7 protein-coding genes, 1 tRNA gene and 2 pseudogenes are annotated in these 14615 nt (G+C 59.3%); 5 read left to right on the top strand and 5 right to left on the bottom strand.

Annotated features, from left to right (window positions below):
- Nucleotides 1-357: 357 nt before the first annotated feature.
- The 4 genes and pseudogenes from NBH12_RS09100 to NBH12_RS09090 form a co-directional block, all read right to left on the bottom strand.
- Entirely contained in the window at nt 358-1809 is a 1452-nt protein-coding gene (locus NBH12_RS09100; protein ID WP_003827952.1) for an FAD-dependent oxidoreductase, read from the bottom strand.
- A gap of 387 nt (nt 1810-2196) precedes the next feature.
- Nucleotides 2197-2544, bottom strand: a pseudogene (locus NBH12_RS11170) (HAD hydrolase family protein); the annotation flags it as partial.
- 120 nt (nt 2545-2664) lie between these two features.
- Nucleotides 2665-4662, bottom strand: a pseudogene (locus NBH12_RS09095) (HAD-IC family P-type ATPase); the annotation flags it as partial.
- A 562-nt stretch (nt 4663-5224) separates the two neighbouring features.
- The gene (locus tag NBH12_RS09090) at nt 5225-7243 is read right to left on the bottom strand and encodes a S1C family serine protease (protein ID WP_250819400.1); all 2019 of its coding nucleotides are present in this window, start codon (nt 7241-7243) and stop codon (nt 5225-5227) included.
- Between the two features lie 402 nt (nt 7244-7645).
- On the opposite strand from NBH12_RS09090, the gene tgt reads away from it, so the two are divergent.
- The 3 genes from tgt to trhA all read left to right on the top strand — a co-directional run bounded on the left by tgt (nt 7646) and on the right by trhA (nt 10301).
- Nucleotides 7646-8959 carry a tRNA guanosine(34) transglycosylase Tgt gene (gene tgt / locus NBH12_RS09085; protein WP_065452445.1) on the top strand — a complete coding sequence of 438 codons (1314 nt, stop codon included), beginning with the start codon at nt 7646-7648 and terminating at the stop codon, nt 8957-8959.
- 198 nt (nt 8960-9157) lie between these two features.
- A tRNA-Leu gene (locus NBH12_RS09080) sits at nt 9158-9243 on the top strand.
- Nucleotides 9244-9443: 200 nt separating this feature from the next.
- On the top strand, nt 9444-10301 hold the full coding sequence (gene trhA, locus NBH12_RS09075; RefSeq protein WP_025262659.1) for a PAQR family membrane homeostasis protein TrhA: 858 nt from the start codon (nt 9444-9446) through the stop codon (nt 10299-10301).
- Between the two features lie 60 nt (nt 10302-10361).
- Here trhA and NBH12_RS09070 read toward each other — a convergent pair whose 3' ends face one another.
- Nucleotides 10362-10694, bottom strand: a complete 333-nt coding sequence (locus NBH12_RS09070; RefSeq protein ID WP_003832521.1) for a putative heavy metal-binding protein — start codon at nt 10692-10694, stop codon at nt 10362-10364.
- A gap of 234 nt (nt 10695-10928) precedes the next feature.
- Between NBH12_RS09070 and NBH12_RS09065 the strand changes: the two genes are divergently transcribed.
- Nucleotides 10929-11342: a (deoxy)nucleoside triphosphate pyrophosphohydrolase gene (locus NBH12_RS09065; protein WP_021649998.1), complete on the top strand. Its 414-nt coding sequence runs from the start codon at nt 10929-10931 to the stop codon at nt 11340-11342.
- A 61-nt stretch (nt 11343-11403) separates the two neighbouring features.
- Nucleotides 11404-14610, top strand: coding sequence for a DEAD/DEAH box helicase (locus tag NBH12_RS09060; protein ID WP_025220991.1), 3207 nt, complete (start codon nt 11404-11406; stop codon nt 14608-14610).
- Nucleotides 14611-14615 lie beyond the last annotated feature (5 nt).

The following is a 14615-nucleotide window of genomic DNA, read 5'->3' as shown; positions in this document are numbered from 1 at the left end:
GCCTGAATATTGGCTGGATGTGCGCCGAGGGGTGAATCGGATGGGGGTCGGCGGTGCTTACGGTGCGGTTTGCGGGATCGGAATAGCCTGTTTACATGGGATTGACGATGCTTGACAGTGCGGCTGCTTGGCCTGTTTTACCGCTTTACCGATTGGTCTGATCGGGACGCTTTGCTTGTTTGGCTTGCTTTAGCTGCTTGGATCGTTTGGCCCATCGGCCTGCTCGACTGGCATGACACTGGCTTTTATATAAATAAGGACGCCGGCGTATAACCGGCGTCCTTATTTATCGATGTATCAATCGCGCCGATTGCGTAGCTGCTGGTGCAGTTGCCGATGCGATGAGCTGATAGTCAATCAGGCCAGAGCGAGCTCACGCATCTGGTCGGGCTCGATGATCTTCTTGTGCTCGCGGCCCTCCTTGGCGCCTTCGGCGCGCTCGAAGGTGTCGACCTTCTTCCAGCCAGCGAAGTCAATCGGCTTGACGCCGCGGCTTTCCAGCAGTCGGTCGATGGATTCGGGGTCGCGATCCTCGGCCACGCGACCACCTTCGGCGGCCTTGGCCAGATCCTCAAGCATGTTGGTCACGATGGCAAGTGCGTCGGACTTGGTGGAGCCGATCAGGCCCACCGGGCCGCGCTTGGCCCAGCCAGTGGCGTACAGGCGGTCGCGCACTTCGCCGCCGTCCGCTTCGGTAGTGATGCGGCCATCGCCATTGGCGTTGGCCAGGTGAGCGCCGTGCTCGTCGTAAGTAATGCCGGGAGCCTCGGCCGGCTTGTAGCCGATGGCGTGGTAGACGGCCTCAACCGGGTAGTCGGTGAACTCGCCGGTGTGGCTCATCTTGCCGTCGGCCCCGGTTTCGGTGCGCTCCACGCGGATGGCCTTGACCTTGCCGTCCTCGCCGAGGATTTCCGTGGGTGCGGAGTTGAAGTGCACGTAGTACTTGCGGTCGGCCGGATTGCCTTCGAAGTCGACGTCGCCGTCATCTTCCATGTCCTCGGCCATCTCGCGGATGGCGAACAGCTCCTCGACCATCTGGCGGGTGAGCTTGTCCTTGCCGGCCACCTCGATGGTCTCGTCGTCCAAATCGAAGTCGTCCTCATTGATGATGAGCTGCACGCCGGGCAACTTCTCCATCTCGCGCAGCTCCTGCACGCTGAACTTGGCCTGGGCCACACCGCGGCGGATGAACAGGTGGAGGATTTTCGCCTTGTTGTTGTCGATGCCCTCGTAGACATTGTCCGGGATATCGGTCTTGGCCTTGAGGTCGTCGGCGTTGCGCATGAGCTCGCGAGCCACATCCATGGCCACGTTGCCGCCACCGATCACAGCGACGTTCTCGGCCGTAAGCGGCCATTCGCGGGCGCCGGTGGGGTAGCCGTCATACCATTCGACGAACTTGGCCGCGCCGTATACGCCATCGAGGTCGGCCCCGGGCAGGTTCAGCGGCTTGTCCTTGACTGCGCCGGTGGCGAACAGCACGGCATCGTAGCGGGCAAGCAAATCATCAAGGGTCACGTCTTTGCCGAATTCCACGTCGCAGTAGAGATGGATGTCCGGGTTATCAAGCGTCTTCTCGAGTGCGGAGGCGATGAACTTGATGGACGGGTGGTCGGGGGCCACGCCGTAACGCACCAGACCGAACGGTACCGGCAGCTTTTCGAACAGGTCGATGCGGGCCTTGGTGCCGAGGCCGAGTTCCTCGCCGAGTTTCTTGAGCTGGCGCAGGAAGATATCGGATGAGTAGACGCCGGCCGGGCCAGCGCCAATTACAGCAATACGAAGTTCAGTGTTCTCAGATTCAGTCACGCGTTACAGGTTATCGCAAAGCCTTCCGTTGCAACAGGGGCGAATGGTGGGAATCCTGTGCCTAATACCCTCTGCCAGCCTCACGCCAGCGGGGCAAAACCACGAGTCAATCAAGAAATTGCCCCACTCACAGACCGCCAGCAGAGCAAAACCGCGAATAACCCGAGAAATTGCTCCGCTTACAGCCCATCAACGGAGCAAAACCGCGACTAACCAGCCAAAGCACCCCGCTGAACACCCACCAGCGCAGCAAAACCACTATTAGACCGTAAAATCACCCCACTCGCAGACCACGAGTGGAGCAAAACCCCTATTAACCCACAGAATCGCCCCGCTTACAGACCGTCAGCGGGGCAAAACCGCGACTCAGTCGAGGAGATACCCCGCCTAGTCGCGGTCGATGAGGGCAGTGAGGGCCCAAAGGATGCTGACCACGTCGATGGCCTCTTGGAGGAAAGCGCCGACGACCACTGGAATGAGGTTGAAGGCGGCGGCAATCATGCCGATGGTGGCGAGTACGAGACCAGCGATCACGGCCTGCAGCATCACGCGCTTGGTACGGCGTGCAATGGCGATAGCGCGCGGCACAGCGGCAATATCGTCATTCATAATGACCACTTGGGCGCTTTCGGAAGCAGCAGTGGAAGTGCCGTCGGTCATGGCCACGCCGATATCGGCGACGGCAAGTACCGGGGCATCGTTCACGCCGTCGCCGACCATCATCGTGACCGGCTTGCGAATTGCGGCGGCGCGGCTGCATCGAGAACGCGACGGTTGAGAACCATCGGACCGGATGCCATCTACGGCATCGGACACAGGGCTGGCGGCGTGATTCGCGCGCCCGGCCGGCGCGGCGCTTGCCTCCGTGGCAGCCTTGACGGCGGCAACCTTGTCTTCGGGGAACAGCTCGGCGTGGACCTCGTCAATGCCGACTTCGTCCGCGATGATTTCGGCCGAGGCGCGCTTATCGCCGGTAAGCATGGCGAGCTTGGTAACACCCAGTTCGTGCAGATTGGCGAGCGCGGTTTTGGTGTTGGCGCGAGGTACATCTCGCAGCACGATGCGGGCGATCAGTTGCCCGTCAACGGACACGTAGGAGGCCATTTCGTCCGGCTGTAGCATACCGAATCGCGTACGCAGCGTTTCCTTTTCCTTAGTGTTCCCGGCAATCGTGCGACCAGATCCGGCCTCAGTATCCCCGCCCAGAGGGGACTGTCCGTGAAGCGGGCTGAGGAGGTCGGCCGCCTCCTGCCGTGGGCCATCCGCCCGGCTTACACCCGCTACCTCGGCAGTCAAGAAGCCGTCATCGCCGGCCGCAGCGAACGACAGTCGCCCGACGCGGACGGCATGGCCGTTCACCTCGCCGGACACGCCCTTGCCGGAGTCCTCATTAATATTCTTGACAACCGGATATTCGCGGCCGTGGCCGGGCCAGCTGGCCTCTGGTTCGGGGCAGAGACGCTGGCCGTCCGCGAAACGCTGACGCAAGCGGGCCATCGCGTCGGCACCGGCTTTGGCGATGCCCTTCGACAGGATGTGCACGGAATAGCTTTCCACAACGCCGGCCATCATCAGCACATGATCCTCATTAAGACGGGTTTTAGCCCCGGGCAGCATCTCAACGCGCACCACTTGCGGCTGCTTGACGGTGAGCGTGCCGGTTTTGTCGAAGAATACCTGAGTGACGCGGCCGAGGTTTTCGAGCACATCCTGTGCCTTGATAAGCACACCGGCGGCGGCAAGTCGACCAGTACCGGCGATGTACGCCACAGGCGCAGCGATAAGCAGCGGGCAGGGCGTGGCCAGTACCAACACCTGGGCGAATCGCGTCGGCACGCCGGAGACAGCCCACGCAATGCCGGCGATCGCCAAAGACAACACGGTGAACGGCACAGCCAGGCGATCAGCGGTTTTCACCACGGCCGGACGGGACTCCTGTGCGGAAGCGACGAGTTCGAGGATGCGCTGGTACTGGGAATCGGTGGCCACCTGGGTGGCGCGCATGGTCAAGGCAGTGGAACCGTTCACTGCGCCAGACATCACTCGGGCACCGGCGAACACCTCGCGCGGCACCGGCTCGCCGTTGATGTTGCTCAGGTCGAGCGTGGCCGAGCCGGAAAGCAGTTCGCCGTCGACCGGCACGGTTTCGCCCGGCAACACCATAAGCACATCGCCCAGCTTCACCTGCTCGACCGGCACAGTGTCGAAGCGGCGCGTGGCGGCCTCAGCCGACCAGCTCCCCTCAGTCTCGCTCCGCGAGCCAGCTCCCCTCGACGGCGGGACTTGGTTCCTCTCTCCGAGGGGAGCTGTCGGCGAAGTCGACTGAGGGGAGGACGTCGCCGGAACCGAGCCTACACGCCGGAAGCCATCGGACGAATCGTCCTTATCGGCGGCAGCCCCACGCCCCACGCCAGGCAGGTTGACGACGTGCGCGGTTTGAGGCGCGGCCTGCATCAGAGCGGTTAAGCTGTGCTCGGCCTTGGCCTGCGCGTATTCCTCAATGGCCTCACCGGACGTAATCATCAGCATGACCGCCCAGCTTGCCCAGTACTCGCGGACGGCAACGGTGGAAAGAATCGCCACTACGGCCAGCAAATCGACGCCGACTTGTCCGTGGCGCAAATCGTCAATCATGCCACGCACTGTGTCAATCACAATGATTGCCACCAGCGCGATTATCAGCCATTGGCCTACACCAGGATTACCCAGCACCGGCATCGCAATTGCGTTGCCCCATGGGCACCAATCGCCCAGCAGGGCTAGCGGGATCGCGGCGATAACAACAACGGGAAGCATCGGCACAAGTCGGCAGATGTCGAGGATTTTGGTGAAGAATCTGATGAGTCCGCTCATCATTGCTCCTTACGCTCGTATACGGAGTCGATTGCGGCAAGCGTGGCCCGCGCAATCGGCGCTGCGGTCACGCCTTGTTAACCCACCGGCGGCTTTGCTTAGGGCCTTTCGGCTCCGCGCGACCATCCGATACACGGCGTAAAGAAATCGTTTTTAATTATGTGTTGAATTATTGTGCGCATCGCTCGAGACATTGCCTGAATCAGCGCTTGGCCTACCCTATCAGCGGCCTGAACGCGACATGCCGGGCTGCGAAACTACGTTGGCGGATCAGTCGGAAGGCATCAATCGCCCCCCTCCTACGATTCCGCCAAGAATTCCCGTGCATATGAGGGGCTCACAGAGCTTATGCGCCTGCAGCTGACGTCCTGCCAGAACGATTCCCGTGCATACAAAAGCCCACGGAACAAGATATCTGCCGCCGCTCCGGCCGACCCAGCCAAACGCTTCCCGCGTATACGAAAGGCCCGCAGCAGGAGTTGCTCACTGCTACGGGCCTTTGCCTGTCTGACACGGTATTCAACGGTTACCGCTCAACGCCGTGTGACGCGCTGAACCAGCTTTACCACAGACCGAACGGGTCGGAGAAGCCGCCGCCATCACCGGTGCCGCCATCGTTGTTGCCGTTGCCATTGCCGTAACCATTCCGGCCGTTGCCGTTCTGGTTATTTTGGTTGTTCTGGTTATTTTGGTTGTTCTGGTTATTTTGGTTGTTCTGGTTATTTTGGTTGTTGCCGTTCGAGTTCGAGCTGGACGAACCGTTTACGGAAGATTCCTCTTGGTCGAGCGTGACGTCGACGTCCATGGTCTTACCGTCGCGCACGATGGTCAGCGTCGCTTTATCGCCGAGAGCTGCGGCGCGCACGAAGCCCAGCAACGAGTAGTTGTTGTTGACCGCGTTACCGTTGAAGGCCACGATGGTGTCGCCTTCCTTCAGGCCAGCCTTGTCGGCCGGGCCGCCGGAGACGACTGCGGAACCAGTGGCGCTCGACTTGGTGATGGTCGCGCCGCCGCGGGTCACACCGTCGGCTTCAACCGTGTCGGACTTGATGACCACGCCAAGGGCGACGTGCTTAACCGAGCCATCCTTGATGATCTCATCGGCAACGCGCTTGACGAGGTTAGACGGAATCGCGAAGCCGATGCCGATCGAGCCGGCGGAGTCGGAGGAAGTTGCGGTAGAGGCAATCGAGGAGTTGATGCCGATTACCTGGCCGGCCGCGTTGAAGGTCGGGCCACCCGAGTTACCGGGGTTGATGGCCGCGTCGATCTGGACGGCGTTGGTGACGATCTCGTTATTGTTGTCATCGGTCACGGTCACCGGGCGGTTCAGGGCGGAGACGATGCCGGTGGTGGCGGTGTCGTCGTAGCCGAGCGGGTTACCGATAGCCATCACGTTCTCGCCGACGGCGAGCTTGTCGGAATCGGCGAATTCGACGGCCTTGAGACCGCTCGGCGGGTTGTCGAGCTTGATCACGGCAAGGTCGGTGGTGGTGTCGGTGCCGACGAGCTGAGCGGAATAGATGTTGCCGTTAGCAAGCGTCACCTGAATCTGCTGAGCCCCGGAAATCACGTGGTTATTGGTGATGATGTGGCCCTCAGTATCAATGATTGCACCGGATCCCTTGGCAGTGCCGTTGGCCATTGCGGTCTGAATGGAGACCACAGAGCCGGAGACGCCGCTAGCAACTGTCTGCCAATCGGGGGCTTCGCCAGTCTTGGCAGTGGCAGAGCCGGAGCCGGACTTGTTTGAAGTGACGTTCGAGAGCGAGCTGGAGGTCGGGACAGTCACCCAGCCGTTGGTGATGGCCGCATAGCCGAGGCCCAGGCACAGGGCGGCGGCAACCAGTGCCGCCACCACGGCGGTGACGATACCGTTCACCGTTTTGGAAGCGCCGGGCTTATTGGGCTGGCCGGGCTGCTGGGGCGAGCCCTGGGGACCCTGACCATTCGGGGTGCCGGCGCCAGGCGTGCCGAAGCCGAACAGTCCGCCACGTGGCGGCTGCTGACCGTTCGGGTTGGCGAACGGATTGCCGTTGTTGCGCGGCTGCTGTGGCTGCGGATTGAACGGGTTGCCGTTCCCCTGCTGCGGGTTGTTGAAGTAGGGGTTGCGCTGGCCTTGCGGCTGCGGCAAAGAGGCCTGGCCGTACGGGAACTGCTGCGTGGGCTGGCCGTTGGCGGCCTGACCCTGCGGTGCGGCATTCTGTGCGGACTGCTCGGGCTGCGTCGGAGTCGGACCATATGCGCCGAACTCCGGGGCTGGGCGGTAGAGCGGAGTTGTGGGCTGTGTGTCTGCACCTGCAGCCGGAGTGGAGGCTGGAGCGCTGGAGACCACGGTGCTCTCGCCCTTGGCTGCGGCGTAGTCCGGAATGGGCTCGGTGGCAGCGGTCGGGGCATCGTCTTGCGCGGAAGGCATCTGCTGGGTCGGGTTGCTGTCCTCGTGAGATGAAGTGGTTGCGGCATCGCCCTCAGCTGCGGTCTGAGCTGATGCCTGAGTCTCAGTCTCGTTGCCGTTTGGGGCGGGATTTTCGTTGTTCTGCGGGGTCTGGTCGACGCCCTGCGGGTTGAATTCGTCAGCCATTGCTGCTCCTTTTCTAAAATTCCTATCACGTTTGTTCAGCGGCTCTGGGCGCTTGTTCGCCGCCACTCTCATGCGCTAATTCAGTAGTAAAGGCAGTTAATCTGGAGATTTTCTGAACGTTAGTTGAAAGTCTATGAGTAATCATCGAAGAGCACCATGGGTATCTCGGTTTCGAGGGGCTGATTCGGCGATTCCCGGATGTCTACTTCCGTTTCAAGGGGCTGTTCAGCTGGCCAAATCAGAGTATCAGGAGCCTTGCGTTAACGCCATTCCGCCATTCTTGTGAGCCGTCTACTTGGGCATCAGCCCCTTGAAGCGGAGATAGATGTTTGGAAAACACAAAATCAGCCCCTCGAAACCGAGTTCTTCACAATTTCTGGCCCTTTTGCCTAAAGTGAAACTATGACAAGCGATGTTTTGAACCATCCGCTGGGAGCGCAGGCTGGAAAGCCCGGCGACCGCAGCGCTTTCCACTTCGAGACGATTACACGGCTGCCTTCGGCAGCGAACGGGTTGGGGCGTGACGGCGCCCGCTACGGGCGCACCGGCATTATCCATACGCCGCACGGCGACATTCGCACGCCCGCATTTGTACCGGTGGGCACGCAGGCCGCGATGAAGGCCGTGCTGCCCGAGCAGATGAAGGAGTTGGGCGCGCAGTGCTTGCTGGCCAACGCCTTCCACCTGTTTGAACGCCCTGGTGAGGATGTGCTCGACGCAGCCGGCGGGCTGGCGCGCTTTATGAATTGGGACGGCCCGACGTTCACCGATTCGGGCGGATTCCAGGTGATGTCGCTGGGCGTCGGATTCAAGAAGACGCTGGCGATGGATGTAACCGGCATGAAGTCGGACGACATCATCGCCAAAGGCAAGGAACGCATGGCATGGGTGGACGAGGACGGCGTGACGTTCAAATCTCCTTTGAACGGTGACACGCACCGGTTCTCTGCCGAGATTTCGATGGGCATCCAGCACAAAATTGGCGCGGATATCATGTTCGCGTTCGACGAGCTGACCACGCTGATGAATACGCGGTCCTATCAGGAGGATTCGGTGGAGCGCACGTTCCGCTGGGCCCGCCGGTGCGTGGAGGAACATCAGCGGCTGACGGCAGCGCGTCTGGGCAAGCCCTACCAGGCGTTGTACGGCGTGGTGCAGGGCGCGAATTATGAGGATCTGCGCCGGCGCGCGGCTTCGCAGATCGCGTCGCTGGACTTCGACGGCGTGGGCATTGGCGGCGCGATCGAGAAACGCATCATCGGCGACACTTGCGCCTGGATCTGCGACACGATGCCGGAGAACCGGCCGCGCCATGTGCTGGGCATCGCCTCCGTGGACGATATCTTCGCGTGCGTGGAGAACGGCGGCGACACCTTCGACTGCGTGGCCCCCGCGCGCTGCGCCCGCAACGGCGCGATCTACACGCGCGCCGGCCGGTACAACATCAAGCGCGCCCAGCACAAGTTCGATTTCGGGCCGCTGGAGGAAGGGTGCGACTGCTACACGTGCCAGCATTATTCGCGCGCGTACGTCGACCACCTGCTGCGCGCCCGCGAGTTCAACGGGTTCACACTGGCCACGATTCATAACGAGCATTTCTTCGTGAAACTGCTGGACGACATCCGCGCCTCGATCGACGGCGGCTACTTCGACGAGTTCCGCGACGAGGCTCTGGCACACTTCTACGGCAACGGCGAGCGCAAACCAGGCCTGTGAGTCTAGCCGTAGCTTGCGCAATCTCCTTCTGGCTTCCCTCTCTGAGGGGAGCTGCCACGAAGTGACCGAGGGGAGCAGCGCTACACTCAAAAAATCACAGCACCCGTAGGAGATTCACGAACAATACATGTCTGCCACCAACGCGACACGCCGGACGTTGTGCGATTGGACGGCTGGGTGTAAGTTGGTCGACTGTCTGCGAGTGTGGCGGAATGGTAGACGCGCTGTCTTCAGGTGGCAGTGAGTGTATGCTCGTGGGGGTTCAACTCCCCCCACTCGCACCAGCAAGTAAAGGGCTGGAACCGAAAGGTTCCGGCTCTTTTGCTTTGTCCGGGACCGAGGACCGCTTTGCTGGGTTCATAGGATTTTTGTCCATTCACCTGTCGGACGAATCAACCTTGATTATTGTGTCGACCTATACTAGGTTACGGTAGCGTAAGTTAGTGGTCGGGAGAGCGTCGCCGGCCATGGCGAGGTGATTCGTATGAGCGTTTCCATCAGTACGCCATCTGGGCGAAAAATGGCTTCCGCCTCAACAGTTACGCCTTCCGTGACCGCGAGCCAAAAGTCCGGTGCAAGCACCGGCCCCGCCGAACTGGATCGCGCATCGGCCCGCTACAAGGCCGCGCAATCACGTTACCGTCAGGCCAAAGCCGCGCTGAAAGCGGTCAAGCGTCAGATTGTTCCCGTGGACGCATTCGGCATACGCAAGCCCCGCCTTCGCGGATGGCTGCACCTCGCCACCCTGCCGCTGTGCATCGCGGCATCCATCGTGCTCATTTGTATCGCGCCGGCCGGCCCCGTCAAGGCGGCCTGCGCAGTGTACGGCGCCTCGGCCATGCTGCTGTTCGGCAACAGCGCGCTGCTGCACGTCGTGCCGTGGCGCAGCGCGAAGGTGACCCGCGTGCTGTGTGGCATTGATTATTCGAATATCTTCCTCATCATCGCCGGCACCAATACGCCCGTACTGTTCGCGCTCAACCCGGCGATTCGCCGGCCATATCTCACGGTGATCTGGGCGACCGCGGCCATCGGCACGATACTGCATATCGTCTGGCTACGAACCCCGAATTGGGTGTTCACCACTGTGTATGTTGTGCTGGGATTGGCCCCGGTGACGCTCATTCCGCAACTCTGGACGGCTCCCGCAGTGGGCCCGGCGCCGACCATACTTATTGCATGCGGAGGCGCTGCGTATATCGCCGGTGCCGTGTGTTTTGCACTGCGCAAGCCGAACCCCGTCCCCGGCTGGTTCGAGTTCCACGAGGTGTTTCACTTGGGCACGGTCATCGGGTACGCCTGCCACGTCGTGGCGATTTATCTGATTGTTTGCGCGCTGTAAGCTGCACGAACTGCGTGGGCAGCCAAGCAGGCCACCCGACCGCCCTCAATATAGGTATTTTCAGGCCTTGCGCGCGAGCTGCACAGCCGTGCCGGACGCGGTAACCATGAGCATGCCATTGTCTGTGCCGAGCACCTCGTAGTCGATGTCCACACCGACCACGGCGTGCGCACCCATCGCCTCCGCGCGTTGTTGCATTTCGGCGATGGCCTCGTTACGGGCGCGCATCAGCTCTTCCTCATAGCCCTGGCTGCGGCCGCCGAACATGTTGCGCAGGCCCGCGCCAAGATCCTTGAACATGTTCACACCGGACACCACTTCGCCGAAGACGATGCCCTGGTAGTTGGTGATGGTGTATCCGTCGACAGACGGGGTGGTGGTGACGAGGATCATGGCGAGGCTCCTTTGGCTTGTCTGCGTGGATAAATCACTGCCGAGAGTCGGACCGTTCCCGAATCTCACCTCGGAAACAGACTGTTTCTCTTGGCTACCACAATAGTCGGTAGCGTCCACACCGACATTTTCGACCCGTCCGATCGCATAATCAAAAGCATCAGGATCGATATGCAAAACCGCCGAGGATCGTGGATCGCTTGTGGATCTTGAAGCGTTGTATCCTGGTTGTTCATGGAGCGGGAACGCAAAATCATTAACGTCGTGGGAGCTGCAATCGTCACCAACGGCACCGTACTATGCGCCCAGCGTGGCCCTGGAAAGTCGTTGGCCGGATACTGGGAGTTCCCCGGCGGCAAAATTGAGCCTCATGAAACAGCGCGGCAAGCCTTGCACCGCGAAATCGAAGAAGAGCTGTTATGCGGAGTTGAGGTCGCGGAAGAGGTATGTACCAGCGAATACGCCTACGACTTTGGAACCGTGCGGCTCACCACATTCATCTGTCACCTCATCGCCGGTACGCCGCATCTCACCGAGCACACCGATATCCGATGGCTGAATCCTGCTGATATGCCGACATTGAACTGGGCTCCGGTAGATCGCGAAGCAGTCGCGATTATCGCGAACAAACAACTGACGCTCCGATGAACGCGCCACAGCGCAGTCAGGCATTCATCAAACGATCCGAATCGCAAGGGAACAGGGCAACATGTCTATAAATCTGGTCAGCACCTCAGACTCTCCAGCCAACACGCAACATCACGATTCTGATCCAACCCCCTCGATCCTCGAAGATGTCATCTCAGGTCTGATCGAGCCGCGCTCAGATGCTCCCGGCGAATATAAGCCGACCCTCATCGCAAATCGCCCCGGTGGATTGACCATGCGCGAGGAAATCGGCAATTCCTTGGCTACTAGCGATTCCTTCGACATTTCTGTCGCATTCGTCTCGGCTGAGGCCGTGCTCAGCTTATTTGAAGACTTCAGAAGTCACCATGAAACAGCGACCCGAGCGGGCACACTGATTACCTCAACGAAAAATCATTTCAACGATCCCAGGGCATTCTGGGAGCTGCTGCATCTTCAGAACACCACTGGTGTTGACGTTCGCGTGTGGGAAGGTTCCCGTAATACCTCAGTTTCCGCAATGGCTCAAGGACAACCATTCCATCCCAAGGGATATATCTTTTCTCGCCGCATGAAAGACGGCACACCCTATTACGACCTGTACGTTGGCAGTTCCAATCTCACTGGAGCCGCATTGACCACGCAACGCGAATGGAATCTCAAAGTCTCATCGCTGGCGGATGGAGAGCTGGTCGGGCAGTTCCAGGATGAAATCGACTCACAGGTGGCTGATTCCGTTCCGCTGACCGAAGAATGGATCAAACAGTATGAGGAAGATTTCAAGAAATACGCCCCACCGCGTCATGAGATTCTGCAGTCGCTTGAGGGGCATGATATTCAGCCAAACGCCATGCAACAGGAGGCGTTGGCGAATCTCAAGAAGATTCGTGAACAAGGCGAGCACCGCGCAATTATCGTGTCGGCCACCGGCACCGGAAAGACGCACCTTTCCGCATTCGACGTACGCGAATGCCAGCCGAAGCGCATGCTGTACATCGCCCAGCAGCAGATGATTCTTCAAACTGCAATGAAGTCTTACCAAAAGGTGCTCGGCTGCGATGAATCCGAATTGGGATTGTATTCAGGCACCAGCAAGCAACAGGACCGCCGCTACGTATTCGCCACGGTACAGACGATGCGGCAGCCGGAGGTTTTGGCGCAATTCAAATCCGATGAATTCGACTACGTTCTGGTTGACGAAGTTCATCACGCTGGAGCCGAAGGATATCAGCGCGTCATCAATCATTTCAAAGATGCCGACTTCATGCTCGGCATGACCGCCACGCCAGAGCGCACCGACGGCATCAACATCTTCGAGCTATTCGGGCATAACATCGCGTACGAAATTCGCTTGCAGAAGGCGTTGGACGAGAACATGCTCTGTCCATTCCACTACTACGGTGTTGCGGAATACCTTGGCTCCAACGACGATCCGAATGGAATCGCCCATCGTCTCGATGTCTCCAAGGGCCTTGATGAGAAGGACTCGAAACAGCTCAAGTACGAGATCGAGCAACTTGCCACCGAAAAGCGAGTCCGCTACATCATTGACAAGTTGCAGGAATATGGGCAGTTCAACATTCCGGTCACCGGACTCGTGTTCTGCAGCCGACAGGAGGAAGCCCATAAGCTATCCCAGCTGTTTAACCAACAGTGGAATCAACAAGCTGAACGCCCCTATCGCACCGCTGCCGTTACCAGCACGGACGATGACGGCAGGCCCGTGTCCCAAACGCAGCGAGACGAATACGTCTGCAAGCTCATTGAAGGCGAACTCGACTATCTCTTCACTGTCGATATGTTCAATGAGGGAGTTGATATTCCCGCCGTCAACCAAATCGTCATGTTGCGCAGCACCGAATCCAGCATTATCTTCACGCAGCAGCTCGGGCGCGGACTGCGCAAATTCCCGCACAAAGAAAGCGTTGTGGTTATCGATTTCATTGGCAATTACAACAACAACTATCTGATTCCGGTGGCGTTATACGGCAACACCGGCGACCGCGACAGAGCTCGCAAGAACCTGCAGAGAAAGTCAATCGGCCTGTCGTCCATCAGTTTCGACCCGATCGCCAAGGAGCGCATCCTTAAGTCTTTGGACACCGCCGACTGGTCCGACATGAAAAAGCTGTCCGAACAGTATCGCCAAGTCCGTTACGAGCTGGGCCGCATCCCCATGCTTACGGACATCTATAACTACGACCCCTCACTGCCGTATACCATCGCATCGAAGCGCAGCAACTATCTTGATTTCGTGCGCTCCCGTGAAAAAAGCCTGGGCAAAGGCAAACATCATGAAGCGACATTTGAGGATCAGTTGGAGCCGGTGACCGACGTTGAAGACGCGATACTCAAGATGGCAGCGGAGCTGCTGCTGCCCGGATTGCGACCGCACGAATTGGTCATTCTTGCTCAGCTATGCCATTTCGTCAGCGAACGGCTCGACGACGACGTACCGCAGCATTGGAGTGCGGGCTCGCCAATCGGCCGCAGCGAATTGCTCGATGCGATTCGTACTGAATTCCCGCAGTCCGATGGTTCAGACACGCAATTCGACTCTGCGATCAGCGTGCTCGATTACTCATATTTCACCGGCCCAAACTGCAATCGTTTCGGCAATCAGCCATTAGTCGAAGCCGTGAACAGCACCGGCACAGAAAACGGTACCGCATATCGATTGAACAGCAGATTCGCCGATATGCTTGCCACGAACAGAACGTTCCGTATCTTCTTTGCGGACACTCTGCGCACCGGTATGGCCAATTGCCGAGATATATTCCGTGAGGCCGCCGCCAGGCAACAGGTCTTTGATCACATGTTCTTGTACGAACGCAAATATTCCATGGCAGACGTCATGCGACTGTGCGGATGGAAGAAGGAGAATACTCCGCAAAACGTGGGTGGTTACCTCCTCGACAAGGAAACCAATACCATGCCCATCTTCGTGAAATACGCGGCAAGTCAATACGAAGATGAATTCCTGAGCACACAGGAAATGAAATACTTCAGCAAGAATGGACGAACTCCGCAGTCTCCCGAATTCCGATGGGCGCTTAACGGCATTGGCCCGAATTGGGGCCAGACGCATTTCGTCCCGTTATTCGTTATGCGCAAGGCGGAAGAGGCCGAGGGCAAGTACTACTACGTTGGCCACGTTGCCGCGTTTGACAACCCTCAGCTCACCACCAAACCTGACGCAAGCGGACAAGGCAGCGTGAAGGTCACGCTGTCGATCCTGCGGTTGGCCCGGCCAATCGATCCGGAGCTCTATCGGCATTTGGTCAGCTGATGCCT

Origin of the sequence: Bifidobacterium sp. M3-N-101 (assembly GCF_023656805.1) — a bacterium.
Lineage (GTDB): Bacteria > Actinomycetota > Actinomycetes > Actinomycetales > Bifidobacteriaceae > Bifidobacterium > Bifidobacterium breve.
Note: the sequence above shows the minus strand (reverse complement) of the source record. Positions and strands in the feature narration are given on the sequence as shown.